The following is a 26,112-nucleotide window of genomic DNA, read 5'->3' as shown; positions in this document are numbered from 1 at the left end:
TGTGCGTGGGGGATCACCCGGCCTCCCCGGGGCTCGTGAGGGCCGGGTCGTCGAGCTCGTCGTCGACGGTCGTCGGGGCGGCGGCCCGCCAGCCGGTGAGGGCCAGCCCGACCCCGGAGGCCGCGAGCAGCCCCAGCAGGACATCCGTGCGTCCGGTGGCCGAGACGAGGGCTCCCGCGGTGAGCGGGCCGACCGCCGCCCCGAAGTACCCGATCGGCTGCACGATGCCCGACAACCTGGCCGTGACGACCGGGTGACGGGTCCGGGCCGGCAGGAGGGCGAGCACCATCGGGAAGGCGAACCCACCCACCCCGAGCACCAGGGCCCAGAGCAGCCCGAGCTCGGCGGGGCGCCACAGCAGCCCGAGGTATCCGATGGTGGTGAGCACGCCCCAGGCCACGGCCAGCGGCCGGGCGTCGTCCAGGCGTGCGATGACCTGCGGCATCACCCAGCCGCCGAGGATGCCGCAGGTGGCGATGATCCCGGTGTAGAACCCGGCGAGACCGGCCCCCACGTCGGCTCCCGTGTAGATGCGGGGCAGCCAGCCGAACTGGGTGTAGGCATTGAGGGACTGCAGGGCGAACATGCCCGTCAGCGCCACCGCGGTGGGCGAGCGCCAGATCGGGACGGGGCGGCCGGTCGTGGTGGCCTGGGCCGGGAAGTCGTGCCCGGCCCGGCGCCAGACGACGAACCAGAGCAACATCGGGACGGCGGCGAGCACACCCCAGGCGGCCAGCGAGGTCCGCCAGGAGGATCCGGGCAGCTGGGCCAGGGGGACGGCGAGGAAGGCCCCGGCCGCTCCCCCGACCGAGAGCACGGCGACGTAGACGCTCGTGAGCCGACGCTGCAGGACCCCGGTGCTGTGCCGCTTGATCCAGGCCGGCAGCAGCACGTTCCCCAGCGCCCCGCCGACCAGGGCCAGGGTGCTCAGGGCGAGGAAGACCGGCATCGACCCGACCCAGGGACGCAGCAGCAGCCCGGCCACCGCGATGGCCGCCGACGCGAGCAGGGCCCCGCTGAGCCCGAGGCGTCGGGCGACGGGGACGGCCAGCAGCCCCATGACGCCGAAGGCCAGCGGTGGCAGGGCGGTGAGGAGCCCGGCTGCCACTCCCCCACCCCCCAGCGCCTCCGAGAGCTCGGGCAGCACCGGGCCGACGGAGGTGGCCGCCGGCCGGAGCAGCAGCGCCAGGACGGCCACCACCACCAGCGCGAGGACGGGCGAGACCGGGGGGAGACGCCGCCCCGCGGCGGGCGGGGCGACAGGAGGCGTCATGCCGGGAGTCTAGGCCGACCATCCGACCCGCCGCCGGTGGGAAATTCGTTGGCGGCGGGTCGGGTCCTCGCCGAGGATGGGCGCATGCTCGAGAGCCTGCCGCCCGCCGCCCGCACCGACCTGGAGGTCGACCGCCTCGGGGGCACGGTGGTCACCGACGCCGGCGACCACCTCGTGGTGCGGACGCCGGACAACCCCGGCTACCACTGGGGCAACTTCGTGCAGGTCACCAGCGGCGACTCCGACGACGTGGAGCGCTGGCTGGCGCTCTTCGCCGAGCACTTCCCCACCGCCCGGCACCGCGCGTTCGGTCTGGCCCGGCCGAGCAGCTGCCCGGAGGTGTGGGGGTCCCACGGGCTGGCGGCCGACGACGTGGAGGCGCTCACCGCCACTCGCTCCCCCAGCCCGACGCCGGTGCCCCAGGGGTACACGGTGCGGACCCTCCAGGAGGAGGACGAGTGGGAGCAGCGCCTCGCGGCCGAGCTGGCGGAGAACGCGGCCTCCGGCGAGCACCCCGCCAACGAGTACGCGGAGTTCATGCGCCAGGACCATCTCGTCCGCCGGCGGCTCCAGGCCGCGGGCACCGCCCGCTGGATCGGGGCCTTCACCGGGGATGGGGCGCTCGCCGCATCGCTGGGCATGGTCGACCTCGACGGCCGGGCGCGCTACCAGTCGGTGCTCACCGCGCCGGAGCACCGCCGCCGGGGCCTGGCCCGGCACCTGCTGGCGGTGGCCGCCGACTGGGCGGTGGAGCGTGGGGCCGCGGAGATCGTCATCGTCGCCGAGGCCGACTCCGACGCCGGGCGGCTCTACCGGCGGGCCGGGTTCGCGCCGGGCCCGCTCTCCCACGGCTGGTACGCGCCCAGCTGGCCGGTGACCTGACCGGTCTCAGCCCCGGGCGGGCTCCCCCCGCAGGAGGGCGACGGTCTCGGCCACGGCGGTGGGCGGGCCGGCGACCGACCACGTGTACCCGCACAGCTCGATCTGCTCCCAGACCCCACCGGCCCCCTCGACGAGCGCGCACCCGGGCATCCAGTCCCACTCCGGCACGCTGTGGTGGAGCCACAGGTCCATCCGGCCGTCGGCCACGGCGGCCAGGTCCATCGAGCCCGAGCCGTTCATGCGCATCACCCGCGCCGCACCGGCCACCGCGGCGAAGGGCTCGGCCACCTCGGGCACGCCCCACCAGGTGGTGTGCAGGTAGGTCGCCAGCGCGCAGTCGGCCAGCGGCCGGTCGGTGATGCGGGCCACCGGCTGGCCGTCGCGGGTGGTCGGCAGGTCGGGGCCGCCCACCCAGGTCACCGCGTCGTGGGGGTGGTGCACCGCCCCGAGCAGCACCTGCTCCCCCGCGGCCAGGGCGAGCGCCGAGCACCACCAGTCGAGCCCCTGCACGAAGTTGAAGGTCCCGTCGACCGGGTCGACGACCCACCGCCTCCCGGTGGAGCCCTCCCGGGCGGCCCCCTCCTCCCCGACGATCCCGTCCCCCGGGCGCTCGGCGGTCAGCCGCTCCACGACGAGGGCCTCGGCGGCCTCGTCGGCGGCCGTCACCACGTCGCTGGCGGAGGTCTTGGCACGGACGTCGAGGGTGCCGGTACGCATCCGGTGGGCCAGACCGCCGGCGTCGCGGACGAGGGAGGCGGCGAGGTGTGCGTCCCAGGCGGACGAGGAGCTGCTCATGCCCGGACGGTACTGCCGGTGGCGGTGGGCCGGCCCGGCCAAGGGCAGACTGTCCGCGTGAGCACCCCGAACTCCCCCCAGGACCCGGCCCCGACGAGCACCTGGCCGGGCCTCGCCGACGACGGCAGCCACTCAGCCTGGTACGTGCAGCGGATGCGTGGTCTGGCGGCCGACGGGAACGACGTCGAGGGCGAGTCCCGGCTGGTGGACACGCTCGCTCCGCGCGGTGCCCGGTTGTTGGACGCGGGGTGCGGGCCGGGGCGCCACGCCGGTCACCTGGCCCGGTTGGGGCACGACGTCGTGGGGGTCGACATCGACCCGCGGCTCCTGGAGGCCGCCGGGGCCGACCACCCCGGGGTGACCTGGGTCAACGCGGACCTGGCCACGCTGGACCTCGCCGCCCACGGGCAGAGCGACCCCTTCGACGGTGCCCTGCTGGCCGGGAACGTGCTCGACTTCGTCGCCCCCGACCACCGGGGCGCGGTCCTGGAGCGGATCGCGGCGCACCTGGTGCCCGACGGCTTCCTCGTCGTGGGCTGCCGCACCACCACCGGGTTCGGCACGACGGCGCTCGACGCCCTCCTGCCGGCGGCGGGGCTGCAGCTGGAGCAGCGCTTCGCCACCTGGGACCTCCGTCCCTGGCAGGAGGACGCCGAGTTCGCCGTAAGCGTGCTGCGCCGGCGGGCCTGACCGCCTGCACCCGGTTCTGACCGCACGGATCGGGAGCCCCCAGGACAGCACCACCCCCCCGATCGCGCCGGACACGCTCGGCTGCGCTGCAACGCGGTGGAGTGCACCTGGCGCGACAGAGGGTGGGACGGGGAGCCGTGCCCCGGCACGGCGTCCCGTGGGGCGGCCTGCCACCCAGCCGGATCACAGGCACCGGCCGTATCCTCCGCGCATGGAGAACGCGGTACCCATGACCTCGATCGACCTCGTGATGGCCCTGGCCGGCGAGGACGCCCAGGAGCGCGACCCGGACGTGGTGGCGCGCGAGGTCGGGTCGCGACTGGCGAGCTTCCGCCAGCACTACAAGTTCGCCCTGGACCAGGTGCTCACGAAGATCGACATCCTCCGCGAGGAGGCCGAGTCCGGACCGCAGCGCGGCCCGATCGAGCACGTCAAGCACCGGCTGAAGTCCTTCGACTCGATCCTGGCCAAGATGAACCGCCTCGGCACCGGGCCGGACCTGGACGCCATGGCCGAGCAGATCCGCGACATCGCGGGCATCCGCGTCACCTGCCCCTACGTGGAGGACACCTACCGCCTGGCCGACACGCTCATGGGCCAGCCCGACCTGCGGGTCCTCGAGACCAAGGACTACATCTCCCACCCCAAGCCGAACGGCTACCGCTCCCTGCACCTGCTGGTCAGCGTCCCGGTCTACCTGGCGGCGGAGGCCCTGGACATCCCGGTGGAGATCCAGATCCGCACCATCGCGATGGACTTCTGGGCCAGCGTGGAGCACGAGATCCGCTACAAGTACGCCGGGCAGGTGCCCGAGGAGGTGGGACAGACGCTGCTGGACTCCGCCGCCACCGCCTGGGAGCTCGACCGGATGATGACCGGTCTGCACGAGCGCGTCCACGGCAGCCACGACTGAGCCCCACGACACGGGCCGCGGGGCTCAGGAGCTCGGGGAGGCGGGGGTCAGCCCTCGTCGGGGCGTCCGGCCATGCCCTCGACGTCACCGAACAGATCCACTCGCGGAGGACGCAGGATGGACCGGGAGACGTTGTTGAAGTCGAAGCGCGCCAGGATCCGGGCGGCGTCCTCGTCCTCCAGGTCGTAGGCGTGCGCCAGCATCCGGACGTTCTCGGTGTAGAAGGCGTGGAGCTTGTCCACGTTCTTGATGAACTCGATCTCGTTGCTGGCCATGGGGGTTCCTCTCGTTGACGAATGGTTGCCACCGGGGCGGGGCCTCGCCGGTGGCGACCACCTCGAGCATCCCACACCGTCGGGGGGACGGCACCTCCTCGGCGGCCTAGTGTGGAGTTCGTGATGATCACCATGCCCGACGCCCCCAGCCCGGCCAGCAGCTCTGCAGGAGCAGGATCCTCACCCCTTCCCCGGGTCGGCATCGTGCACAACCCCGTCCACCCGGCCGGGTCGGCGGCGCTGCAGGCCGCGCGGCGGCTGGTCGCCGAGCTGGGCTGGCCGGCACCCGTGGTCTGGACCACGAGTGTCGACTCCCCCGGGGCCCAGCAGGCCCGGGAGGCCCTGGCCGCGGGGGTGACCCGGCTGCTCGTCATCGGGGGCGACGGCACGGTGCGGCAGGTGGCCGACGTGCTGGCCGGGACCGACGTCGTCCTGGGCATCGCCCCCACCGGGACGGCGAACCTGGCCGCACGCAATCTGGGGCTCACCGCCGCCGCCCGTCACGGTGTGGACCACCTCGTGACCGCCGCCCTCACGACCTCCGGACAGCCCGTCGACATCGCGCGGGCCACCTGGGAGGGCACCGCGGGCCTCGGCCGGGGCAGCTTTCTGGTGGCCGCCGGGCTGGGGCACGACGCCGCGATCATCTCCAGCGTCTCCCGCCGGGCCAAGGAGCAGCGCGGCCCGCGGGCCTATGTGCGTCCTGCCCTGGGTCGAGCGCTCGACGCCGGCTGGCCGATGCGGGTGGATGGGCGGGAGAGCGAGCCCTGGAGCCTGCTGGTGACGAACGGGGGCGCCATCCCGTGGGGGCTCACCGTCTCCGCGGCCCAGATGGCCGACGGCTCCCTCCAGGTCGTGGAGGTGGACCCCGATCCGGCCGTGGAGTGGACCACCGTCGCCCTGGCCGGGCTGCTGCCCGGGGTGTCGCGCCTGCCCGGCATCGAGCGGCGCAGCGCCCAGGAGGTGACGCTGGTGCCCGACTCCCCCACCCCTGCGCACCTGGACGGGGACCCCCTCGGCGAGGTGCGTTCGCTGAGCGTCAGCGTGGAGCCCGGTGCCCTCCTGGTGGCCCACGCCGGTGGCGGGGAGGCTGCGCTGGACCCGTCGGTCCTCGAGCACGGCAGCGCGGAGGGGGTCGTGGCCGTGATCAACGGTCTGCGCGTCGGGGGGATCGACGCCCACGAGACGGAGCGGGTCACGCAGGCGCTCACCTCCCGGACCGGCTCGGAGCTGGAGGACGTGAAGTACCTCCTGAACTCCGGCGGCGACGGGCACGACCTGGAGCACGTCGTCTACTCCGTCCTCGACGCCGGGCAGCGGCAGCGCGTGCTGGAGCACCTGGCTCGGGAGGCCCGGCCGCGCGACGAGCTGCGCGTGCTCTGTGACATCGACGACACCGTCCGGTCCGCCCTGCACGACCGGGAGGTCCCCCGCGGCACGGTGTACCCCGGCATCGTGGAGCTGCTCCGGGCCCTCGACCTGGCCGACGCCGACGGCGACCCGAACCGGCCCGGGGACCTCACCTTCGTCACCGCCCGCCCCGGCGGCTTCGGCGGCCTGGTGGAGCGCTACAGCCGGGACGGCCTCGACGACCTGGGCCTCCCGCCCCACACCATCCTCACCGGCAGCGTGCGGGGGCTGCTCGACCGGCCCAGCATGGCCGCCGGGAAGGTCCGCAACCTCCGCCGTGACGCGGCGCTCTTCCCCGAGTGCCGGCAGGTGTTCATCGGCGACTCCGGGCAGGCGGACGCCGACGTCGCCCTCCAGCTGCGTCGGGAGCACCCCGAGAGCCTGGTGGCGGCCTTCATCCACTGCGTCACCGAGGTGCCGGCCGACACCCGCGCCGCCTGGCGGGCGGCCGGGGTGCACGCGGTGGACGACTACGCCGAGGCGGCCCGGGTGGCCGAGGAGATCGGCCTGCTGGACGCCACCGCGCGGCGGCGGGTGGAGCGGGCGTTGGCCGCCGGCCTGCCCGGGCTCCCGGCCTGACCCGACGGGCCGGGAGCCCGGGGGGGCTCACTCCGCGAGGGACTCGATGAGCTGCAGCACCCGGCGCCCCTCGGCGGAGTCCTCCGCCAGTGCCTGCGGGTAGCCCCCGTCGAGCACGACCGGGGTCCACGAGTGCTCGGTGACCCCCTGGTCGTCGATCGTCAGGTGGAGGATCGCCGAGTCGTTCTGCTCCGCCCCGGCGGGATAGCCGTCGAAGACGAAGTTGCCCAGCCCCCAGGCCGTGAGCTGTCCGGTGTCGGGGTGCTCGCGATGCCCCTGGAGGACGTGGGCGTGGTGGCCGATCACCGCGGTGGCCCCCGCGTCGAGGGCCGCTTCGGCCACCCGCTGCTGCACCTTCCCCGCCGGCCGCGTGTTCTCCACCCCGGCGTGCAGGAGGACCACCACGTCGTCGGCCTCGGCCCGGGCGCGCTCGACCTCCGCCGCCACCTGCTCCGGGACCGCCCAGAAAACGCCGGGGCGGTCGTCGGTGGCGGCCCACTGGCTGTTGTCGTACGGGATCTTCGCGTTGTCGGCGGCCACGTCGAGGGTGTTGATGACCGCGATGCGTCGGCCGTTGGCCTCGAGGACGGCGGGCTCCCGGGCGCTGGCGAGATCCTCGCCGGCCCCGGAGAAGGGCAGCCCGGCCTCCTCCAACGCCTCGAGGGTCGAGCGGATGCCCGCGGCCCCGAAGTCGTAGACGTGGTTGTTCGCCAGGGCCATGTGGTCGAAGCCGGCCTCCTGCAGCTCCGCGGCGAAGGCCGGCGGGGCCATGAAGGTGTAGCGCTTGGGCTCCGGCGTCCCGCCCTCCCCGAGCGCGGTCTCCAGGTTGCCCAGCGTGAGGTCGGCCGCGAAGAGCTCGTCCGCCACCCGGCGGAAGGGAGCCTGCGGGTCCCCCGCCCGGAGGTCCTCGGCGGCCCGATGGGCCAGCTTGAGATCGCCGACGACGGACAGGGTCACCGGGCCCGCGTCGGGATCGTCGGGCCGGTCGGCGGGCATCACGGGCTGGCTGGGGTCAGCGGGAGTCGGCGCCGTCGAGGAGGAACCGGGAGACGAGCTCGTGGGCGACTCGCTGCTCCGGGTGCCGGTGGACGCGGACCTGGCGGAGGAAGCAGAGGGTGACCCGGTGGCCTGCGGGTCGGACGATCGATCCGTGCCGGTCGGGTCGGTGGGTGAGCCGTCGTCGGTCGGGCCCGAGCCGACCGCGCCCGAGCCGGTGCTGCTCGGGGCGCCATCGCCTCCGGCCGCCTCGCCCCCACCCGTGTCGGCGCAGGCGACGAGGCCCAGCGCCCCCAGTGCGGCTGCGGCCACGGCGTGCGTGCCACGGCGGATCGTCGTTCCTCCCCGGAGATTCCCCATGAGCGCAGGCTATCCCGGCTGCAGCGCCGAGGACGCCGTGGGACCATGTGCGGGTGAATCCGCTCAAGACCGTGCAACGTGCCATCGGAGGATTCGTCTCCGGCGGTGACCAGGACCTGACCGCCTCGCAGGAGCACCCGGCGGTCCTCCCTGGGGACGACTGCGACACCACCCGTGACCGGGGCGAGGTCCTCGGCGCCGGCCTGAAGTGGCTGGCCAGCTGGTCGCTCCGGCTGCTGCTCATCGTCGGCGCCCTGGCCGCCGTGCTCTGGCTGGTCGGCAAGTTCTGGGTGGGTGTGCTGCCGCTGCTGCTGGCGCTCATCCTCACGACCGTGCTGGGACCGGTCGCGCGCTGGCTCCGCCAGTGGATGGGCGACGGCCTGGCCGCGGCGCTGGCCGTCCTCGGCGGATTCCTCGTGCTGCTGGGCGTGCTGGGATCGATCGTCCCCTCCCTGGTCGACCAGGTGGCCGATCTCGCGCAGAACGCCACCGACGGCATCCGTCAGGTGCAGGACTGGGCCAGCGGTCCGCCGCTCAACGTCCAGGACGCGCAGGTCGACAAGGCCGTCAAGGAGCTCAACACGAAGATCCAGGAGGCCTCCGGGCAGATCGCCGGCGGCGTCTTCACCGGGGTCTCCGCGGTGGCCTCCGCCTTCGTCACCGGGCTGCTGACGCTGGTGCTCACCTTCTTCTTCGTCCGCGACGGGCACCGCTTCCTGCCCTGGCTGAGCCGCCTCACCGGCCGCAACACCGCGCCCCACGTCACCGTCCTGGGGCAGCGCCTCTGGCGGACCCTCGGCGGCTACGTGCGCGGGCAGGCGGTGATCTCCTTCGTGGACGCGGTGCTCATCGGCATCGGGCTGCTGGCGGTCGGGGTGCCGATGTGGGCCTCCCTGGCCGTCCTCACCTTCCTCGCCGGGTTCGTCCCGATCGTCGGTGCCGTGGTCGTCGGCGCCCTCTCGGTCCTCGTGGCGTTGGTCACCGTGGGCTTCACCAAGGCCCTCATCGTGCTGGCCGTCGTCCTCCTGGTGCAGAACGTGGAGGGGAACATCCTCCAGCCGATCGTCCAGGGCAAGGCCATGGAGCTGCACGAGGGGCTCGTGCTGCTCTCGGTGGCGGTCGGCAGCTCCCTGTTCGGGGTGGCCGGGGCCTTCCTCGCCGTCCCGGTGGCGGCCAGCATCGTCGTGGTGCTGCGCTATCTCAACGAGCAGATCGACGCCCGCTCGCAGGATGATCCCCTCTCCCCGCAGGTGGAGGGGCGACACCTGGAACCCGAGGAGGCCGTCCACCTGGTCGAGGAACGCCCCGGCACGAGCGGGCTCGACCCGGCAGCCGAGTCCGACGACGTCGCCCCGGGCCGTGACGGGGCCGGGGCGGAGGGTGCCACCCGGGCGTGAACCCGGAAGGGCCCCGAGCACGACCGAGCGCCGGCACCCTCAGGGGTGTCGGCGCTCCGTCACGTGGCAGGCGGGCCGAGGAGGCTCGCCCGGTGGCTCAGCTGGCGCGCTTCTTCTTCGTCGCGGTCCCCCGGCGGTCGCGGAGATACTGCAGACGCTCCTCCAGCAGCTCCTCGAGCTCCGGGATGGAACGACGCTCCAGCAGCATGTCCCAGTGGGTGCGGACCGGCTTGGTCTTCTTGGCCTCCGGCTCGGGGCCGTTCTCCAGCTTGGCCTCGGCGCCGCAACGGCACTCCCAGAGAGCGGGCAGCTCGGCCTCCACCGAGAAGGGCAGCTCGGTGACGTGGCCCTGGGGGCAGTTGTAGCGGACGATCTGGCGCTCGCTGAAGGTGACGTTCTCGTCGCTCTCCATCGAGAGCGCCGAGAGGTTGGTTCCGCGCAGGGAACGCTCGGCCATTTCTCACTCCTGTGGTCTGCGAGGCGACCGGATCGGGTCGCCCGTGGTGCTCCCACGCAGCGGGGCGCGGGACGAGGCAGGCGGTGCGGACCGCATGCCGGGTGAACGTCACGTGAACGGATGACATTCCTGCGGTCCCTGGTCGGCGCAGTCAGCGCCCTGGGAACCGGCGACCCTTCAGTGTGGCAGAGGTTGCCTGTTCACCGCCAGTTCACACGGTGTGGTCGCCGCCACGGTCCTCGTCGTCGACCACCTCACCGCTGATCACCGGGCCGGCGCCTCCCGGAGCGGACCCGGCCGGGCCCCTCCCTCGGGTGCCGCCCGGCGTCCCCCACGGGTCCCCGACGTCGGCGAAGGAGCCGAAGCCCGTCGGGTCGTCGAACCCACTGGTCTCCCCGACGAGCCCGCCCCCGATCACGCCACCGAGCAGCTTCTTCTCCACCACGCGCTGCAGGGCCCGGCGGGTGATCGGCCGGGTCAGCGGCACCACCAGGAAGAGACCCATGGCGTCGGTGATGAAGCCCGGTGCCAGCAGCAGGGTGCCCCCCACCAGGACCAGGGCGGCGTCGGTCAGCTGGCGGGAGAGCTCGTGGCCCGTGCTCAGGGAGCCCTTGAGCGCCCGCCACGTGCGTGCACCTTCCCGGCTGACGATCCAGGCCCCCAGGGAGGACCAGAAGATGAGCAGACCGATCGTCCACCACGCGCCGACCTGGCGGCCGACGAACAGGATCGCGGCGACCTCCAGCATCGGCATGATGAGCAGTGCCGCGCTCAATCCGATGATCCAGGGGGAACGCCGCTTCCGGCGGCTGCGGACGGGGCTCACGCGGACCCTCCGGGCAGGGCGCGGCGCACCTGGCCCAGCCGGTGCTCCACCGCCCAGCGCGACACCCGGACCAGGGACTCACGCACGATGTCACCGTTCATCTTGGAGTTGCCCCGCTCCCGCTCGATGAACTCGATCGGCACCTCCACGACCCGCAGCCCCCCACGGACCGCCCGCCAGGCCATGTCGACCTGGAAGCAGTAGCCCACGGAGTCCACGGTCGTGAGGTCCATCGAGCGCAGCGCCTCGGCGCGGTACACGCGGTACCCACCGGTGGCGTCGTTGAGCGGCATCCCCAGGGCGATCTTGATGTAGAGGTTGCCCAACCGGGAGATGAGCTGGCGGTCCACCGGCCAGTTCACGACGCTGCCACCGGGGATCCAGCGGGAGCCGAGCACCAAGTCGGCCCCGGCGTCGGCGGCGGCCAGCAGGCGGGGCAGCTGCTCGGGCTGGTGGGAACCGTCGGCGTCCATCTCCACCGCGGCGTCGTAGCCGTTCTCCAGCGCCCACGCGAAGCCGGCCAGGTAGGCCCGGCCCAGACCCTCCTTCCCCTTCCGGTGCAGCACGTGCACCTGCGGGTCGGCGGCGGCCAGGCGGTCCGCGATCTCCCCCGTGCCGTCCGGGGAGTTGTCGTCCAGCACCACGACGTCCACCTGCGGGGTGGCTGCCCGCACCCGGCCCACGATCCACTCGATGTTCTCGGCCTCGTTGTAGGTCGGGATAAGGACGGCGACGCGCTGCAGCGGCGCGGTGTGCTGGGTCACGAGGTGCTCCGGAGGGGGTTGACGGCAGGGAGGGCGGCTCGTCAGACGGGCCGCCGGTTGGTGGACACCCCATCATGCCGGGTGCCCTCGACGGGTGCGCCCACGGGCTGACGCGGGCGCAGCAGCCCGGCCGCCCCACCGGCCAGAGCCAGTGCGGTGAGCACCCAGGTGGGCCAGTTCCCCAGGCGGGTGGCAGGGGTGATGCGCTGCGAGAGGGGCAGCTCGGCCTGCAGCAGGGCCGGCTCGAACAGGCCGGTCACGCCCCCGGGGACCTCCGGCAGGTCCACGACCGAGCCGTCGGGGGCGACGAGGGCGCTGGTGCCCACCGTGGAGACGTGCACCACCGAGCGGCCGTGCTCCATCGCCCGGACCCGGGAGATGGCCAGCTGCTGGGCGGACTGGTCGGTGTGGCCGAAGGAGGCGTTGTTCGTGGGGATGAAGAGGATCTCGGCGCCGTCGGCCACCGGGCCGCGCATGAGGTCGTCGTAGGCCACCTCGAAGCAGATGCCGATCCCCACCGGCACGACGCCCTGCCGGGTCCCGACGTCCATGCGCCCGGGCGCGGAGCCGGCGGCGAAGTCGCGGGGGACGAGGTCGACCTTCGGCGTGAGGCGGCGGATCAGGTCGCGCTCCGGGATCCACTCGCCGAAGGGCACGGGGTGCTGCTTGTCGTAGCGGGCGGTGATCCCCTCCCCCGGCTGGTACTGCAGGACGGCGTTGCTGAGCATCGGCGAGGGCTCGCGGAGGATGGCGCCGACCAGGAGCGGGCTGTCCACCTCCCAGCTGGCCCGGGCGAGGAGCTGGGAGGCCTCGGCATCGCGGGTGGGGTCCAGATCGGCGGCGTTCTCGGGCAGGAAGACCACGTCCGGGGCGGGACGGCGGCCGGCCCGGACCTCCTGGGCGGCCTGCGCGACGAGCTCGGTGTGGTTGGTCAGCACCTCCCGGGCGTCGCCGTCGAAGCGGAACCCGCTCACCGGGGCGTCTCCTTGGACGGCCAGCACCTCCAGGGTGCGCCCGTCGGGCCGCGGGGCGGGCAGCAGCAAGGGACCGGTGAGCAGGCCGAGGGCGGCCACCAGAGCCGTCGGGGCGGCCCAGCGGGGCACCGGAGAGCCCTCGAGCAGCCGGACCCGGTGCCCCAGGGCGAGGGCGGAGAGCCCCAGGAGCGTGCCGGCGGCTGCCACCCAGGCGCTCGTGCCGGCGGCGGTCAGGTACCGGGCGGTGGCCAGGGTGGGTGCGTCGGCCTGCGAGAAGGCCAGCCGGGCCCAGGAGAACCCGCCCCACGGCTGGCTCCCCCGGAGCCACTCCTGCGCCACCCAAGCCCCACCGGTCAGGGCGGGCAGCACCACCATCTCGGCGCCTCGGGAGAGGCGCGCGCTGGCACGCTGCACGGCGACGAGGAGCACCCCCAGCGGCGCCAGGTAGAGCGCCTGGACCACCCCGAGGGCGAGCCAGGCGTCGGCGCCGACGTAGATCCCCGACCAGCGCAGGAGGGGCAGGAAGAAGGCCAGGCCGGTGAGGAGGCCGAGGCCGGCACCGGCCCGGAGGGAGGCACCGCGGACGGCGAGCAGGCTCAGGGCGACGCCGATCGGGGCCGCCCACCACAGGTTCGCCTCGGGGAAGGAGAGCCACAGAGCGGTCCCCGCAAGGAGGGAGGCGAGAACACGCTGGAGGAGGGCCACGCCGGGAGTATAGGCAACGCCACTGGGTGCGACGCCGCCCGCACTCCCCGGGTCGTGTGCCGGGCTCTCGGGGGGGTGCAGGGCGGGAACCGCGCCGTTGGGGCCGTGGTCGAACCGGCTGGCTGCCGATGCGTCCACGTTTTCTACTAGGCGCGGTCCCCGCGAGCACCGCGGAAGCCCGAGAACTCGTCGGCGGCCCCGAGGCGCAGCTGGTTGGGGCCGCAGCTTCGGGGTCGTGACGGAGGGTCCCAGGTGATGGGTTCCTCGCGGTGGTGTGGAGAAACTACCTCGCAGGGCGGCACAGTCAAACCCGGCCTGACCTGCAGCGATGTGTGTTTCCGCAGGTCAGGGGCAGGTTGTCGGGGTGCGAACTACAGCCGGGGAATTCCGCCGAGCGGCCGGGGCGGGGGCCGTCAGAGCCCGGCGTCGTGGACGAGGTGGCCGTCCACGACGGTCAGCAGCGCCTCACCCGGGTCCGTGGCGGCCACGAGCTCGTCGAGGAGACGATCGGGGTCGGCGCCGCTGGAGCTCGCCCGGGTCAGGGCCGTCGTCCAGTCCAGGTCCCAGAGCGCGAGATCGGCCTCTCCCCCGACCCGGAGGCGCCCCCCGACGAGGCCGGCGGTGGTCCAGCCGGCCTCGGTGTGGAGGCTGAGCGCCCGCGCCGCCGGGAGCCGGCCGGCCTCGTTGCGTGGCTCCACGCAGGCGCGCAGGGCGCCCCACGGGTCCCAGGGGGTGACCGGGGAGTCCGAGCCGAAGGAGACCGGCACGCCCAGGTCGTCGAGGCGCGCCCAGGGGTTGGTCCGTCGCCAGCGGTCCCCCAGCCGGAGGGCGTAGAGGTCGTCCGGTCCGCCCCAGAGCGCCTCGAAGCGCGGCTGCATCGCGCAGGTGACCCCGAGCCGGGCGAAGGTCTCCACGGCCCGCCGCGAGGGGAGCTCCACGTGCTCCAGCCGGTGGTGGGCGGAACGCACCGCCTCCACCCCCAGCCGCTCGATCGCCTTCTCCAACGCCTCGGCGGCCAGCTCGATCGCGGCGTCCCCGATGCAGTGGAAACCGCCCTGCACCCCGGCGACGGTGCAGGCCACGAGGTGCTCGGTCGCCTGGCTCACCGTGAGGTAGAGGTCCCCGGTCGTCGACGGTCGGTCGGTGTAGGGCTCCAGCACCCCGGCGTTGTGGGCCCCGAAGCTGCCGTCCAGGTAGATGTCTCCCCCCAGACCGGTGACGCCCAGGGCCTCCCGCAGGTGCACGGCGTGGTGCGGCTCGCTGACCACCTCGCCCCAGTAGCCGACGGTGCGCGGGGCCCCGTCGCCGCCGGCCTGCACGACCTCCCGCACGTCGTCCCGGCTGCTGAGGTTCGGGGTGCCCATCTCGTGCACGGTGCCGATACCGGCGCGGGCGGCGGCGTGCAGCGCCAGCTCGATGTTGCGGCGGCGGGCGTCGGGGCCGACGCTGGCGGCCCAGGCGTCCACGACCGCGTCCTGCGCGGCCCGGGTGGCCATCCCCCGGCCGTCCCAGCCGTCCTTGGTGGTCACGGCCGCGACGGCGGCCAGCGAGGAGGAGACGCAGGCGGCGTGCAGGTCCACGCGCGGTGCGTGCACCACCCCGTCGCCGGAGGCCCGGTCCAGCTCCTCGCAGGTGAAGGGACGGTTCTCCGGCCAGTTCGTCTCGTCCCAGCCGTGGGCGAAGATCGGCAGCCCGGGCCGCGCGGTGGCCGCCTCGGCGACGAGGTCCAGGGCCTCGGTGAGGCTGCGGGTGGCCGAGAGGTCCACCCCGCCGAGGACCTCCCCGGTGGTGGAGACGTGGGCGTGGCTGTCCACGAAGGCCGGGGTGAGGAGCCGGCCCTCGGCCTCCACCTCACGGTAGGGGTGCAGCTCGGCGGTGGTGGGAGCCTCGGCGTCCGGGCCGATCCACTCCACGCTCCCTCGCTCCACGACGATCGTCTGCCCGGGGACGGGCAGCGAGCCGGGGTTCCACAGGGTCACGGAGCGCAGGACGAGGGGGTGCATCCAGAGAGTGTGCCACCACCGGTCCGGGGCCGTCTGGGAGACTCCCCGGATGCGCATCCCGACCACTCCCGCGACCCGTGCCCTCGACGCTGCCGGGGTGCCCTGGACCGGGCACGCCTTCGGCCACGAGGACGACGTGGAGGGCTACGGCGAGGAGGCCTCCGAGGCCCTCGGCATCGAGCCCGAGCGGATCTTCAAGACCCTCGTGGTGGACACCGGTGGCCGCCGGCAGAGCTCGCTGGCGGTGGGCGTGGTGGCCGTCGCCGACCGGCTCGACACCAAGGCCGTGGCCCGTGAGCTGGGCGTGAAGCGGGTGTCGATGGCCGACGTCGCGCTGGCCGAGCGGGCCACCGGCTACGTGGTGGGCGGGATCAGTCCCTTCGGGCAGCGGACCCGGCTGCCGATGCTCGTGGACCGGCGGCTGGAGGAGCACGCCACCGTCTTCCTCTCCGGTGGGCGGCGCGGCTTCGACGTCGAGATCACGCCCGCCGCCTTCCTGGAGGCCACGGGGGCGAGAATGGTGGACATCCGCGCCTGACTCAGCGCTCCCAGTCGGCGAAGGCCCCGCGGTGCTCCCAGGGTGTGGTGAGGACCATCGTCGTCGTGGTCGAGCAGCGGGCTGTGGACCGGATCTCGGCGATGAGGCCCTCCAGCACGCTCGGGCGACTGACCCGCACCAGCAGGACATAGCTCGCGGCGCCGGCGACGCTCCAGCAGGCCTCGATGGCCGAGATGTGCGCCAGCCGGTCCGGGATGTCGTCGGGGGCGCCGGGGTCGAAGGGGGTCAGGGAGAGCAGCGCCGTGACCGGCAGGCCCGCCGCCTCCGGGTCCACCACCGCGGTGAAGCGGCGGATGACGCCGTGCTGTTCCAGCCGCCGCACCCGTTGGTGGGCGGCCGAGGTGGACAGGTGCACCAGGGCCGCCAGGTCGGTGAAGCTGAGGCGGCCGTCGCGGGTGAGCTCCGCGATGATGTGGTGGTCGGTGGCGTCGAGCTCGATGTCGGTCACCGGGTCAGCCTAGGCTGAGCGCCGTGAAGCCCTCCCCCGTCCTCCTCGTCGACGCCGCGAGCCTCTACTACCGCGCCTTCCACGGCGTGCCCGACCGGCGGCGCGACCCGGCCGCGCCGCCGAACAACGCGGTCCGCGGGCTGCTGGACATGACCGCCTCCCTGCTCACCGCCCGGGGTGCCTCCGGGCTGGCGATGTGCTGGGACGAGGACTGGCGGCCGGCCTTCCGGGTGGAGGCGCTCCCCAGCTACAAGGAGCACCGGCTGGCCGAGGGCGAGGAGAAGGCGGAGGACACCCCGCCGGACCTGGTGCCGCAGGTCCCCGTGATCTGCGAGCTGCTCGCCGCCCTCGGCATCGCGCGGATCGGCTCCCCGGGCCACGAGGCCGACGACGTGCTCGGCACCTTGGCCAGCTCGCTGGCGGGGCAGGTGCCGGTGGAGGTCGTCACCGGCGACCGCGATCTCTTCCAGCTCGTGGACGACGAGCTGGACGTGCGGGTGGTGTACACGGCCCGGGGCGGGGTGCGGGACGCTGACGCGGTCGACTGCTCGTGGCTGCAGCAGAGGTACGGGGTGGCCAGCGGTGAGCGCTACGCGGATCTTGCGGTGCTCCGGGGCGACGCCTCGGACGGGCTGCCGGGGGTCCGGGGCATCGGGGAGAAGACGGCCGCCGCGCTGCTGGAGGAGTTCGGCTCGCTCGCGGGGATCCAGCAGGCCGTCACGTCCGGTGACCCGCGGATCAAGGGCGCCCGCCGTGCCCGTCTCGAGGAGGGCGCCGGGTACCTGGCCGCGGCCCCGCGCGTGGTGCACGTGGTGCGTGATGCCCCGCTGCGCCTGCTCGGTGGCGCCGGACCGATCGGGCCGGTGGCCGACCCGCTGGGCGCGGTGGCGCTGCCGGTGGAGGTGGCTGACCCGGACACCCTGGAGGCGCTGCGGCAGAGCCACGACCTGGGCGGCTCGGTGGACCGGGTCCTGGCGGCGCTCGGGCTGGCCTGACCCCTCCGGTCAGTCGAGCCGGTCGGTCGCCACGACCCCCCGCAGCATGAGCCCCATCGCCTTGCGGGCCGTCCCCTGCACGGCCGGGTGCGGGGCGGCCTTCTCGATCTGCCCGAGGAGGTCCACCACCTGCTTGGCCCGGCGCACGAAGTCACCGGCGGAGAGCTCGCTGTCGCGCAGCACCACCTCCAGTCGTGCCCCGGCGGCCCAGCGGTGCATCATCCAGGCGATCCCGGCGTCCGGCTGGGCCGTCACCGGGAGGTCGTGCTCGATCTCGGAGTCCTCGATCCGCGACCACAGGTCCAGCATGAGCTCGTGCGCGCGCTGCACCCGGGTGGTGGGCATGGCGGGCTGCACGTCCACCTCGCCGCGCCGCGACTCGTGGATGACGATGCCGGCCACGGCCGCCAGCTCGGAGGCGTCCAGACCCCGCCAGACGCCCTGCCGCAGGCACTCGGCCACCAGCAGGTCCTTCTCGCCGTAGATCCGCTGCAGGGTGCGGCCGGCGTCGGTGACCTCCTGACCGTCCTCGCTGAGATAGCCCCACTCGGCCAGCATGGAGCAGATCCGGTCGAAGGTCCGGCTGATCGTGTGCGTGCGCCGGGCCACCTTGCGGCGCAGCCCGGAGGTCTCCCGCTTGAGCTGTTGCAGGCGCACCGCCCAGCGGGCGTGCTCCTCCCGGTCCGGGCAGGCGTGGCAGGGGTGCCGCCGCAGGGCGGCCCGCAGGCTGTCGATCCGCTCCCCCGCAGCCCCGCCCAGGCCGGGCTCGTCGGTCCCGGTGGTGTCCTGGCCACGGCGTCGCGCCGGCGGGTCGGTGTCCGGCACCTTCGCGCGCATCGTCGCCGCGAGGTCCTTGCGGTCCTTCGGCTTGCGCGGGTTGAAGCGTGGCGGGATGGCGATGGATCCCTGCACCACCGGTGGCTCGGTGAGGTCGTCGGCGGTCATGGTGCGCAGTCGGCCGGAGTCGTTGACCACCGCGACGTCGTCGTGCCGCTTGCTCACCCCGTGCGTGCCGGTGATCACCACGGCCCGCCCGGCCTTCCACCCGGACCCGACCCGGATCACGTCGCCGACCGACAGCTCCTCGAGGACCCGTTGGACGTGGGCCCGCTTGGCGGCGCCACGCTGCTTGGCGGCGTCCTTCTCGGCCTGGGTCAGCTGGTGGCGCAGCTCGGCGTACTCGGCGAAGTCGCCGAGGTGGCAGGACATGGCCTCGGCGTAGCCGGCCATCGCCTCCTCGTTGCGCTCCACCGCGTGGGAGTGGCCGGCCATCGCCCGGTCGGCCTGGAACTGTGCGAAGGACTCCTCCAGCAGGTGGCGCGCCTCGTCCCGGCCCATCCGGTCCACCAGGTTGACCGCCATGTTGGCCGAGGGACGGAAGCTGGAGCGCAGCGGATAGGTCCGGGTGGAGGCGAGCCCGGCCACCTGCAACGGGTCGACGCGGGGCCCGGCGAGCACCACCGCGTGGCCCTCGACGTCGATCCCGCGCCGTCCGGCCCGGCCGGTGAGCTGGGTGTACTCGGCGGGGGTGAGATCGGCGTGGGTCTCGCCGTTGTACTTCACCATCTTCTCGATGACGGTCGTGCGGGCCGGCATGTTCACCCCGAGCGCGAGGGTCTCGGTGGCGAAGACGGCCTGGATCCGCCCGGCGGCGAAGAGCTCCTCGACGATCTCCCGGAAGAGCGGCAGCATGCCCGCGTGGTGGGCGGCGAAGCCGCGGGTCAGCCCCTCGACGAAGTCGTGGTACCCGAGCACGCCGAGGTCCTCCGGGGCCACCGAGAGCACCCGCCGCTCCACCTCGTGGTGGATCCGCTCCCCCTCGGCGGTGTCGATGAGGCGCGTGTCCGTGGCCAGCAGCTGGCGCACCGCCCCGTCGCAGCCGTTCCGGCTGAAGATGAAGACGATGGCCGGGAGCAGGCCGGCGTCGTCGAGGGTGGACACGACCTGGGCGCGGGAGGGCGTCCCCACGGGGCGCCGGCTCCCCTCCCCCGCGGGCTGCTCGAACCGGTGCCCGGCAGCATGCCCGCGGCGCTGCTCGCGGGCGGAGGGTCCGCCCCGCCCGCGCTTCCTCCCCCGGCGCCCGCGCGGTGCGCCGGCGTCCTCCCGGTGCCAGCCGGTGTCGGCGGCCCGCGCGCTGCGGAGGCGGGCCATGAGCTCGGGGTTCACGCCCCGGCTCCGCCCGGCCCGGGCCCCGGCCCCTCCCTCGCCGAAGAGGTCGAAGAGCTCGGTGCCGACCATCATGTGCTGCCAGAGCGGGACGGGGCGCACCTCGGAGACGACCACCTCGGTGGTGCCCCGCACCTGATCCAGCCAGGCGCCGAACTCCTCGGCGTTGCTCACGGTGGCCGAGAGCGAGATGACCTGCACGTCCTGCGGCAGGTGGAGGATGACCTCCTCCCAGACGGCGCCGCGCATCCGGTCGGCCAGGTAGTGGACCTCGTCCATGACCGTGAAGCCCAGCCCGGCGAGCGTGGGCGAGTCCGCGTAGAGCATGTTGCGGAGCACCTCGGTGGTCATGACCACCACCGGGGCGTGCCCGTTGACGGAGCTGTCCCCGGTGAGCAGGCCGACGTTCGCCTCCCCGTAGGCCTCGGCGAGGTCGTGGTACTTCTGGTTGCTCAGCGCCTTGATCGGGGTGGTGTAGAAGCACTTGCGCCCGGTCGCCAGCGCGAGGTGGACGGCGAACTCCCCCACCACCGTCTTGCCCGCCCCGGTGGGTGCGGCCACCAGGGCGCCCTTGCCCTCCTCGACCGCCTCGCAGGCCACCTGCTGGAAGTCGTCCAGCTCGAAGGGATGGTGCATCGTGAACTCGGCCAGGTGCGTGAACCGGCTGCGGCGGCGGGCCGCGGCGTAGCGTTCGGAGGGGCTGGACATGGCTCCACCCTAGGCGCAGCCCCCGGCGGTCGTCGGAGGAGCGCCCAGGGTGGGCGGTGGTGCTGGGGAGCCGGGCCGGGGCGGCGCTCAGAGGGCGCTGGCGACGTCCGGGTCGGTGTCCAGGTACTCGGGCCGCTTCTTGGCCCGGTGCTTGTCCCGGGTCACGGCGATGCCACAGGCCACGAAGTACAGCATCATCATCGGGATGGTCAGCGTGATCATGGAGGCCGGGTCCGGCGCGGCCAGGGCCGCGAAGACGAGCACCAGCACGACGGCCCAGCGCCAGGAGCGGAGCATCAGGCGGCCGCTCATGAGCCCGGCGTGGTTGATGCCGACCATGATCACCGGCAGGAGGAAGGCCACTCCGAACCAGAGGATGAAGTTGCCGACGAAGGCGAAGTAGGGCTCGGCGGCGGTGAGGTTGGATCCCCCGTCGGGGATGAATGTCCCGAGCAGGGTCTCCACGGCCGTCGGGAGCGCCCAAGCCGCCAGTGCGCATCCGGCGATGAACATCGGGACCGCGGCGAAGAAGTAGCCCAGCGCGATCTTCTTCTCCCGGGGGTAGAGCCCCGGGAGGATGAAGGCCCACGCCTGCCAGAGCCAGATGGGGCTCGAGATGATGATGCCGACGAAGAAGGCGACCTTCATCTTGATGGTGAAGGGCTGCGTCACGCCGGTGGCGCCGTAGTTGACGCTCAGATCCTGGTTACGCTGCTTGGCCACCTCGACGACCGGCGCCATGAGGTACTCCGCCACCGGGGTGTAGTAGTACCAGCCCACGCAGAGCCCGATGAAGACCGCGGCCGCGGAGATCAGCAGACGGGTGCGGAACTCCCGGACGTGGTCCATGAGGGCCATGCGGCCCTCCGGATTCTTGGCCTTGTCGGAGAAGGGAACCTTGGGCACGTGCGTGCGCCCGGTCAGTTGAGACGGGTGCCGTCGCTGGGCTCGTCCGAGATGCCCTGCTCACGGGAGCGGGTCGGGTCGGCCAGACGGGAGTCGGGGCGCTGGGCCTCGTAGTCACGGGCGTGCGCGTCCGGGCTCCAGTTGCCCTCGGCGTCCTCACCGGCGGCGCGCTCACGGCGCACCTCGGTGGCGTCACCGGTCACGGTGTCGTCCTTCTTCTCGTTCTTCATCTCACCGACCTCGGACTTCAGCACGCGGGCCGAGCGGCCGAGGTTGCGGGCCATGTCCGGCAGCTTCGCGGAGGCGAAGACGAGAACGATGACGATGACGAGGATCAGGATCATCCACGGGTTGTCGAAGAGGCGTGCGCCCATGACGGCTCCTAGGTTGGGACTCGGCCAGGGGCCTGACTGGCCCCATCACATTCACTCTACGGTAAACCCGGGGCCGGACAGGACCCGGTGAACCGCTTCGGAAGCACCTTCGCACACCCGGCTCGCCAGATCCGCAGGGGACACGACGCGGACCGCTCCCCCGGTGCTCCACACCAGCGGTGCGACCCACGCCGGGTCCGCCGCCCGGACCGTCACGCGCTGCCAGCCCGGTGCCGTCGTGCAGGGGGCCCCCGGGGCCTCCGGACCGCCCTCCACGGGCTCACCGCCGTAGTACTCGGCCACCCACGCGGCCTCCGGGGCGAGGTCCAGCACGACCACCCGGTCGTCCGGTCCCCCGCCGTAGACCCCGGCCGACAGGTCCCGGGGCTCGGCCCTGCTGGGCACGGCGGCGGCCTCGGGGGTCACCACGGCCGACTCGATGCGGTCGAGCCGGAAGAGCCGGACCTCTTCCGCCCGGTGGCACCACGCCTCCAGATAGGTGTTCCCGTCCACCGTGACCACCCGCATCGGCGAGACGGTGCGCTGGGTGACCTCGGCACGGCCGCTGGCCCGGTGGCGGAGCGCCAGCTGCCGCTGGTCCTCCACGGCTCGGCGGAGCTCGGCGGCGAGCCGCTCGTCCGGGGCGGCAGGCGTCTCCGCCACCACCGCGGCGCTGGCCAGCGCCTGCAGGTCCCCGGCCGCCCCCTCGATCCGCGCCACCAGGCCGGCGACCCGTGCACGGTCCTCCTCCGTCAGCCCGGGGGTGGCCTGGAGCGCCCGCAGCCCGGCCACCAGGGCCAGGGCCTCGTCGGGTGCCAGCCGCAGCGGGCGGCCGATGGTCTCGGCGTTCCGCAGGTACACGTGCCCGTCGTCCCACTGGGCGTCGATGAGGTCGTCCGGCATCCGCCCCGGCAGGCCGCACATGAAGACCAGGGAGAGGTCGCGCTCCAGGGTGGTGGGGCTCACGCCGAAGGTGCGGGCCGCCTCCTCGAGGTCCACTCCCTGCCGTCGCAGGAGCCAGGGCACCATCGCCAGGAGCCGCTCCAGGCGGGCGGTCGCCGACTCGGCAGCCATCAGTCCTCCTCCCGGGTGCCGGCGGCGGCGCGCCAGCGGTCGACGACCTGCTCGCGGATCTCGGCCGGCTCGATGGCCAGCACCTCCGGCGCGATCTCGGCGACCTGCCCCACGACGCGGGAGCGATCGGCCTCGCGCAGGTGCAGCACCTCGCCCTGCGCGGGGTCCGGCAGCGGCTCGATGGCATCGGCCAGGCGACGCAGGCTGCCCCCGCCCCCGGGCCGGAGGGTGAGGCGCAGCTCCACGGTCTGCGGGGCGTCGTGGGCGGTGAGCAGGGCCGAGGGGTCGTGGTCGGCGGGGACCTGCACGGCACCGGCGCGGCCGTGGGCGCGGACCGGGCCGGTGATCCGGTCGAGGCGGAAGATGCGGGGCGCGTCGCGGTCGGTGTCGTGGCCGGTGACGTACCAGCGGCCGCGGCGGAGGAGCAGCGACCAGGGCTCCACCCGGCGCAGGGTGGGCTCGGAGCCGCTGCGGCGGTAGGGGAAGGTGACCGCGCGCCGGGCGGTGATGGCCTCCCGCAGCGGGGTGAAGGCCTGCTCGGGGGTGCGGATGACCGGCTGGAGGCCGACCCCGGGCTCCTCGACGGCGGCGTCGGGATCGGCGTCGTCCACCGCCTCCGGGGCGTCGGCGGAGACCTTCTGCAGGGCCCGCCGGGCGGCGCCGGCGAGGCTGGCCTGCCCCCACACCCGGGCCGCCACGCCCAGGAGGCGGAGCTCGTCGGCGTCGACGACCAGCTCCGGCAGGGCGTACTCGGCCGGGTCGACGCGGTAGCCCTCCTCGTCGTCGAAGCCGGCGTCCACCGGGGCGGTGGTGATGGGGACACCGAGGGCCCGCAGGTCGGCCTTGTCCCGCTCGAAGGTGCGGTCGAAGGCCTCGGTCGAGCCCTCGGCGTACTCCGGCATCGCGCGCCGGATCTCGGCCTTGGTGAGGGGGCGCCGCGTGTGCAGCAGGGCGATGAGGAGGTTCAGCAGACGCTCGGTCTTGAGATTCGGGTCGTGCCCGCGTCCGGTGACCATGCCCACTCCCCTCCTCGGTGCGTGCGCGGCGGGCTGCCGCTGCGCTGGTGCCTCAGTCCTGGGCGACGCCGAGCAGGTCGACGACGAAGATCAGCGTCTCACCCGGGGCGATGACGCCGCCGGCGCCCCGGTCACCGTAGGCCAGGTGGGCCGGGATGACGAGCTTGCGCCGCCCGCCGACCTTCATCCCCTGCATGCCCTGGTCCCAGCCGGGGATCACCTGGCCGACGCCGAGCTGGAACTGCAGCGGGGCGCCACGGTCCCAGGAGGCGTCGAACTGCTCGCCGGTGGACCAGGCGACGCCGACGTAGTGGGCGGCCACCATGTCGCCGGCCGCGGCCTCGGTGCCCTCCCCCTCGATGAGCTCCTCGACGACCAGCTCGGTGGGGACCTCGCCCTCGGGGAAGTCGATCTCGGGCTTGCTGCGCGGGGCGTCGGTCATGGTGGGTCCTCTCGGGGTGGACGGTGGGGTGGCCGGGCCGTGGGGCCCTGCCGGGTGGCCCGGTGGGCCGAAGAGACAGTCTGCCACCGAGGTGATTTCCCCGCCCCCGGCAGCCCCCTCCCCTGTCGCGCGAGACGCGCCTGCCCGCGCTACAGCCCGGCAGAGTGCACCTGCCGCGACACCCCGTCGCGCGAGACGCGCTTCCCCGTGCTGCAGCAGGGGGAAGCGCGTCTCGCGCGGGAGGAAGCGGGCGGTGGAGGCGGAGGCACGGAGGGATGGGGGGGCTGGAGTGCCGGGCCCTGCCTCCCCCCTGCTGGCCGCCTCAGTGGGTCACTTGCCCTCGTCGCTCTCCTTCTTCTCGGGCTGCTCCTGCTCCTTCGGCTGATCCTTCTGCTCCGGCTGCGGGGGGAGCTCCTGCTCGGGGGTGGGCTTGGTGTCCACGATGTCGACTACGAAGACCAGAGTGTCGTCGCCCTTGATCCCGGCCTGCGGCATGCCCTCCTTGCCGTAGCCCTTCTTCGGCGGGATGACGATCTCCACCCGGTCGCCGACCTTCTTGCCGACCAGGCTCTCGTCCCAGCCCTTGATGACAGCCCCGGTGCCGATGGGGAAGGAGACCGGCTGTCCCCCCATCTTGGAGGAGTCAAAGACCTCGCCCTGCTTCCCGTTCTTCCACTTCACGCCGGTGTAGTGAACGGAAATGGTGTCGCCCTTCTTGACCTTCTTGCCGTCACCCTTCTCGAGGAGGGTGTCCTGAAGCTTCTTGGGCGCGTCCGACTTCGGCATGGTGATGACATCAGGGCGCTTGTCGTAGAACTCCACCGTGGGGAAGCCCTTCGGAACGTCATCAGCCGTGTACGAGTCGGTCGGCTCAGAGTCGTCGACCTTCATGAGGTAGACCACCGAGTCGCCCTTCTCGAAGCCGAACTGCTCGCCACCACCCTCGGGGAAGTGCTCCTCGTACGGGATGGCGATCGCCACGGTGTCGCCGGGCTTCTTGCCCTCGAACTCCGGGCCGAGCGCGTCAGGCTGGGACTGGTTGGGGATCAGCGGCGCGAGTCCCTTGCCGAAGGCGTTCTGGATCTCCTTGCCGGTGGTCCCGTTGTAGACCGCGAACTCCACGTAGAACTCGGTGTCCTTCGCGATCTTCTCACCGTCGCCCTTGCCCTCCTCGACCACGGTGGACTGCGTCTTCGAGACGGTGAAGGGCTTGTCGCCGAAGGTCAGCTTCGGCTTCTTGCCGTCCTCATACTTCACGTCCTCGATCTTGCCGGCGGCCTTCGGGTCCGGGTCCTTGCCGTCGGACTCGGCGGAGCCGCTGCTCTCGGAGCCCGGGGACTCGTCGCCCCCGGCGCCCTCGGAGGCCTTCTCGTCCGAGGCCTTGTCATCGGAGGCCTTCTCGTCCGAGGCCTTGTCGGACTCCTCGGAGCCCGCCGCATCGCCGGCGGCCTCGGAGCTGGCGGCGGTGGTCTCCGAGGACTCACCCTCGGCGTCGTCCCCACCACAGGCCGAGAGCGCGAGGCTGGCGCTGGCGGCGAGGGCGATCAGGCGGGCGGAGGTTCGCTTCACGGTGTTGATCCTCACGATTCGGTGTCAGGTCCTGGTCCGGCCGGTCCGGTCGGTCGCGGCGGTGAACCGCACCGCATCGTAGGCACAGGAGTCTGGGCACTGGCTGGGAGCATCCTCGGTGCGGCGCGGGGCTAGGCTCCGGCGCATGGCCACCGACCCGCGCACCCCGTCCTCCCGCTCCGCCCGGAAGCTGCTGCCCGGCTGGCTCGCCGGCGTGTTCGACGCCGGGCTGATCGGCCTGTTCACGGCCATCGGTCGGCGTTCTCACGAGCAGGGCGTCACCCTCACCGGCGTGCTCGAGACGGCCTGGCCGTTCTGGGCCGGTGCGGCGCTGGGCTGGGTGGCCACGGCCGTGACCCGCCGCCGCGCGCCGCGGACGATCGGCGACGGTCTGGTCGTCCTGCTCTCGACCGTGGTGGTGGGCATGGCGCTGCGTCAGCTCACCGACCAGGGCACGGCGTGGTCCTTCGTGGTCGTCACCACGCTCGTGCTGGCGGCCTTCCTGCTCGGCTGGCGCGCCCTGGCCGCCCTCCTGCGCCGCTGACGCGGCGGGGGC

At 73.6% G+C, this 26,112-nt stretch carries 25 protein-coding genes; 8 read left to right on the top strand and 17 right to left on the bottom strand.

Translation table 11 applies throughout. The features are described from left to right. Positions 1-13 precede the first annotated feature (13 nt). Positions 14-1,273 carry an MFS transporter gene (locus tag CFT82_RS00975; RefSeq protein WP_088817237.1) on the bottom strand — a complete coding sequence of 420 codons (1,260 nt, stop codon included), beginning with the start codon at positions 1,271-1,273 and terminating at the stop codon, positions 14-16. 84 nt (positions 1,274-1,357) lie between these two features. Between CFT82_RS00975 and CFT82_RS00970 the strand changes: the two genes are divergently transcribed. Further along, positions 1,358-2,155, top strand: coding sequence for a GNAT family N-acetyltransferase (locus tag CFT82_RS00970; RefSeq protein ID WP_088817236.1), 798 nt, complete (start codon positions 1,358-1,360; stop codon positions 2,153-2,155). Positions 2,156-2,161: 6 nt separating this feature from the next. Here the strand turns inward: CFT82_RS00970 and CFT82_RS00965 are convergent, their stop codons facing one another. Further along, complete coding sequence (locus tag CFT82_RS00965; protein ID WP_088818255.1) at positions 2,162-2,950, bottom strand: inositol monophosphatase family protein; 789 nt, start codon at positions 2,948-2,950, stop codon at positions 2,162-2,164. 57 nt (positions 2,951-3,007) lie between these two features. On the opposite strand from CFT82_RS00965, the gene CFT82_RS00960 reads away from it, so the two are divergent. Together CFT82_RS00960 and CFT82_RS00955 are read left to right on the top strand one after the other, a co-directional pair. After that, entirely contained in the window at positions 3,008-3,640 is a 633-nt protein-coding gene (locus tag CFT82_RS00960) for a class I SAM-dependent methyltransferase (protein ID WP_234994213.1), read from the top strand. Positions 3,641-3,851: 211 nt separating this feature from the next. Beyond that, the gene (locus CFT82_RS00955; protein WP_088817235.1) at positions 3,852-4,553 is read left to right on the top strand and encodes a GTP pyrophosphokinase; all 702 of its coding nucleotides are present in this window, start codon (positions 3,852-3,854) and stop codon (positions 4,551-4,553) included. Between the two features lie 47 nt (positions 4,554-4,600). Here the strand turns inward: CFT82_RS00955 and CFT82_RS00950 are convergent, their stop codons facing one another. Next, positions 4,601-4,828 (bottom strand): hypothetical protein, encoded by a 228-nt coding sequence (locus CFT82_RS00950; protein WP_088817234.1) that lies wholly within the window; start codon positions 4,826-4,828, stop codon positions 4,601-4,603. Between the two features lie 123 nt (positions 4,829-4,951). Between CFT82_RS00950 and CFT82_RS00945 the strand changes: the two genes are divergently transcribed. Next, positions 4,952-6,817 (top strand): diacylglycerol kinase family protein, encoded by a 1,866-nt coding sequence (locus CFT82_RS00945; protein WP_159461808.1) that lies wholly within the window; start codon positions 4,952-4,954, stop codon positions 6,815-6,817. 27 nt (positions 6,818-6,844) lie between these two features. Here CFT82_RS00945 and CFT82_RS00940 read toward each other — a convergent pair whose 3' ends face one another. Continuing rightward, positions 6,845-8,173 (bottom strand): CapA family protein, encoded by a 1,329-nt coding sequence (locus CFT82_RS00940; RefSeq protein WP_088817232.1) that lies wholly within the window; start codon positions 8,171-8,173, stop codon positions 6,845-6,847. A 53-nt stretch (positions 8,174-8,226) separates the two neighbouring features. On the opposite strand from CFT82_RS00940, the gene CFT82_RS00935 reads away from it, so the two are divergent. Then, entirely contained in the window at positions 8,227-9,570 is a 1,344-nt protein-coding gene (locus tag CFT82_RS00935) for an AI-2E family transporter (RefSeq protein ID WP_234994212.1), read from the top strand. Between the two features lie 97 nt (positions 9,571-9,667). Here the strand turns inward: CFT82_RS00935 and CFT82_RS00930 are convergent, their stop codons facing one another. The 5 genes from CFT82_RS00930 to CFT82_RS00910 form a co-directional block, all read right to left on the bottom strand. Then, on the bottom strand, positions 9,668-10,027 hold the full coding sequence (locus tag CFT82_RS00930; protein ID WP_088817231.1) for an RNA polymerase-binding protein RbpA: 360 nt from the start codon (positions 10,025-10,027) through the stop codon (positions 9,668-9,670). Positions 10,028-10,238: 211 nt separating this feature from the next. After that, positions 10,239-10,853 carry an FxsA family protein gene (locus tag CFT82_RS00925; protein WP_088817230.1) on the bottom strand — a complete coding sequence of 205 codons (615 nt, stop codon included), beginning with the start codon at positions 10,851-10,853 and terminating at the stop codon, positions 10,239-10,241. Next, positions 10,850-11,617, bottom strand: coding sequence for a polyprenol monophosphomannose synthase (locus tag CFT82_RS00920; protein ID WP_088817229.1), 768 nt, complete (start codon positions 11,615-11,617; stop codon positions 10,850-10,852). Before CFT82_RS00920 ends, CFT82_RS00925 begins: the two co-directional genes overlap by 4 nt. Positions 11,618-11,658: 41 nt before the next feature. After that, positions 11,659-13,296 carry an apolipoprotein N-acyltransferase gene (gene lnt, locus CFT82_RS00915; protein WP_159461807.1) on the bottom strand — a complete coding sequence of 546 codons (1,638 nt, stop codon included), beginning with the start codon at positions 13,294-13,296 and terminating at the stop codon, positions 11,659-11,661. Between the two features lie 413 nt (positions 13,297-13,709). Next, a complete protein-coding gene (locus CFT82_RS00910; RefSeq protein ID WP_159461806.1) occupies positions 13,710-15,299 on the bottom strand; it encodes an amidohydrolase in 1,590 nt (529 codons plus the stop codon). A gap of 49 nt (positions 15,300-15,348) precedes the next feature. On the opposite strand from CFT82_RS00910, the gene CFT82_RS00905 reads away from it, so the two are divergent. Beyond that, on the top strand, positions 15,349-15,837 hold the full coding sequence (locus CFT82_RS00905; protein WP_088817226.1) for an aminoacyl-tRNA deacylase: 489 nt from the start codon (positions 15,349-15,351) through the stop codon (positions 15,835-15,837). Position 15,838: 1 nt separating this feature from the next. On the opposite strand, the gene CFT82_RS00900 is transcribed toward CFT82_RS00905, so the two are convergent. Further along, positions 15,839-16,306 carry an Lrp/AsnC family transcriptional regulator gene (locus CFT82_RS00900; RefSeq protein WP_088817225.1) on the bottom strand — a complete coding sequence of 156 codons (468 nt, stop codon included), beginning with the start codon at positions 16,304-16,306 and terminating at the stop codon, positions 15,839-15,841. 23 nt (positions 16,307-16,329) lie between these two features. Here CFT82_RS00900 and CFT82_RS00895 point away from each other — a divergent pair, with 23 nt between their 5' ends. Continuing rightward, on the top strand, positions 16,330-17,301 hold the full coding sequence (locus CFT82_RS00895; protein WP_088817224.1) for a 5'-3' exonuclease: 972 nt from the start codon (positions 16,330-16,332) through the stop codon (positions 17,299-17,301). A gap of 9 nt (positions 17,302-17,310) precedes the next feature. On the opposite strand, the gene CFT82_RS00890 is transcribed toward CFT82_RS00895, so the two are convergent. The 7 genes from CFT82_RS00890 to CFT82_RS00860 all read right to left on the bottom strand — a co-directional run bounded on the left by CFT82_RS00890 (position 17,311) and on the right by CFT82_RS00860 (position 25,556). Beyond that, on the bottom strand, positions 17,311-20,175 hold the full coding sequence (locus CFT82_RS00890; RefSeq protein WP_088817223.1) for a DEAD/DEAH box helicase: 2,865 nt from the start codon (positions 20,173-20,175) through the stop codon (positions 17,311-17,313). 87 nt (positions 20,176-20,262) lie between these two features. Further along, a complete protein-coding gene (tatC, locus tag CFT82_RS00885) occupies positions 20,263-21,081 on the bottom strand; it encodes a twin-arginine translocase subunit TatC (RefSeq protein WP_143469441.1) in 819 nt (272 codons plus the stop codon). 14 nt (positions 21,082-21,095) lie between these two features. After that, a complete protein-coding gene (gene tatA, locus CFT82_RS00880) occupies positions 21,096-21,455 on the bottom strand; it encodes a Sec-independent protein translocase subunit TatA (protein WP_088817221.1) in 360 nt (119 codons plus the stop codon). Positions 21,456-21,506: 51 nt separating this feature from the next. Further along, positions 21,507-22,529: a helix-turn-helix transcriptional regulator gene (locus CFT82_RS00875; RefSeq protein ID WP_088817220.1), complete on the bottom strand. Its 1,023-nt coding sequence runs from the start codon at positions 22,527-22,529 to the stop codon at positions 21,507-21,509. After that, the gene (locus CFT82_RS00870; protein WP_088818252.1) at positions 22,529-23,545 is read right to left on the bottom strand and encodes a helix-turn-helix transcriptional regulator; all 1,017 of its coding nucleotides are present in this window, start codon (positions 23,543-23,545) and stop codon (positions 22,529-22,531) included. Before CFT82_RS00870 ends, CFT82_RS00875 begins: the two co-directional genes overlap by 1 nt. A gap of 52 nt (positions 23,546-23,597) precedes the next feature. Further along, on the bottom strand, positions 23,598-23,987 hold the full coding sequence (locus CFT82_RS00865) for an FKBP-type peptidyl-prolyl cis-trans isomerase (protein ID WP_088817219.1): 390 nt from the start codon (positions 23,985-23,987) through the stop codon (positions 23,598-23,600). Positions 23,988-24,317: 330 nt separating this feature from the next. Next, positions 24,318-25,556 (bottom strand): FKBP-type peptidyl-prolyl cis-trans isomerase, encoded by a 1,239-nt coding sequence (locus CFT82_RS00860; protein WP_088817218.1) that lies wholly within the window; start codon positions 25,554-25,556, stop codon positions 24,318-24,320. Positions 25,557-25,701: 145 nt separating this feature from the next. Here CFT82_RS00860 and CFT82_RS00855 point away from each other — a divergent pair, with 145 nt between their 5' ends. Next, on the top strand, positions 25,702-26,100 hold the full coding sequence (locus tag CFT82_RS00855) for a DUF3054 domain-containing protein (RefSeq protein WP_088817217.1): 399 nt from the start codon (positions 25,702-25,704) through the stop codon (positions 26,098-26,100). The last annotated feature ends 12 nt before the right edge of the window (positions 26,101-26,112 follow it).

The sequence above is a fragment of the Kytococcus aerolatus genome, assembly GCF_900187395.1.
GTDB classification, from domain to species: domain Bacteria; phylum Actinomycetota; class Actinomycetes; order Actinomycetales; family Dermatophilaceae; genus Kytococcus; species Kytococcus aerolatus.
This window is presented reverse-complemented; position numbering and strand designations above follow the sequence as displayed.

Excerpts from the sequence above, each read along its gene's own strand:
- CFT82_RS00975 (WP_088817237.1), bottom strand. The coding sequence starts at position 1,273 with ATGACGCCTCCTGTCGCCCCGCCCGCCGCGGGGCGGCGTCTCCCCCCG.
- CFT82_RS00965 (WP_088818255.1), bottom strand. The coding sequence starts at position 2,950 with ATGAGCAGCTCCTCGTCCGCCTGGGACGCACACCTCGCCGCCTCCCTC.
- CFT82_RS00865 (WP_088817219.1), bottom strand. The coding sequence starts at position 23,987 with ATGACCGACGCCCCGCGCAGCAAGCCCGAGATCGACTTCCCCGAGGGC.
- CFT82_RS00955 (WP_088817235.1), top strand. The coding sequence starts at position 3,852 with ATGGAGAACGCGGTACCCATGACCTCGATCGACCTCGTGATGGCCCTG.
- CFT82_RS00905 (WP_088817226.1), top strand. The coding sequence starts at position 15,349 with ATGCGCATCCCGACCACTCCCGCGACCCGTGCCCTCGACGCTGCCGGG.
- CFT82_RS00930 (WP_088817231.1), bottom strand. The coding sequence starts at position 10,027 with ATGGCCGAGCGTTCCCTGCGCGGAACCAACCTCTCGGCGCTCTCGATG.
- CFT82_RS00970 (WP_088817236.1), top strand. The coding sequence starts at position 1,358 with ATGCTCGAGAGCCTGCCGCCCGCCGCCCGCACCGACCTGGAGGTCGAC.
- CFT82_RS00945 (WP_159461808.1), top strand. The coding sequence starts at position 4,952 with ATGATCACCATGCCCGACGCCCCCAGCCCGGCCAGCAGCTCTGCAGGA.
- CFT82_RS00855 (WP_088817217.1), top strand. The coding sequence starts at position 25,702 with ATGGCCACCGACCCGCGCACCCCGTCCTCCCGCTCCGCCCGGAAGCTG.
- CFT82_RS00910 (WP_159461806.1), bottom strand. The coding sequence starts at position 15,299 with ATGCACCCCCTCGTCCTGCGCTCCGTGACCCTGTGGAACCCCGGCTCG.
- CFT82_RS00890 (WP_088817223.1), bottom strand. The coding sequence starts at position 20,175 with ATGTCCAGCCCCTCCGAACGCTACGCCGCGGCCCGCCGCCGCAGCCGG.
- tatA (WP_088817221.1), bottom strand. The coding sequence starts at position 21,455 with ATGGGCGCACGCCTCTTCGACAACCCGTGGATGATCCTGATCCTCGTC.
- CFT82_RS00940 (WP_088817232.1), bottom strand. The coding sequence starts at position 8,173 with ATGGGGAATCTCCGGGGAGGAACGACGATCCGCCGTGGCACGCACGCC.
- CFT82_RS00950 (WP_088817234.1), bottom strand. The coding sequence starts at position 4,828 with ATGGCCAGCAACGAGATCGAGTTCATCAAGAACGTGGACAAGCTCCAC.
- CFT82_RS00875 (WP_088817220.1), bottom strand. The coding sequence starts at position 22,529 with ATGGCTGCCGAGTCGGCGACCGCCCGCCTGGAGCGGCTCCTGGCGATG.
- CFT82_RS00870 (WP_088818252.1), bottom strand. The coding sequence starts at position 23,545 with ATGGTCACCGGACGCGGGCACGACCCGAATCTCAAGACCGAGCGTCTG.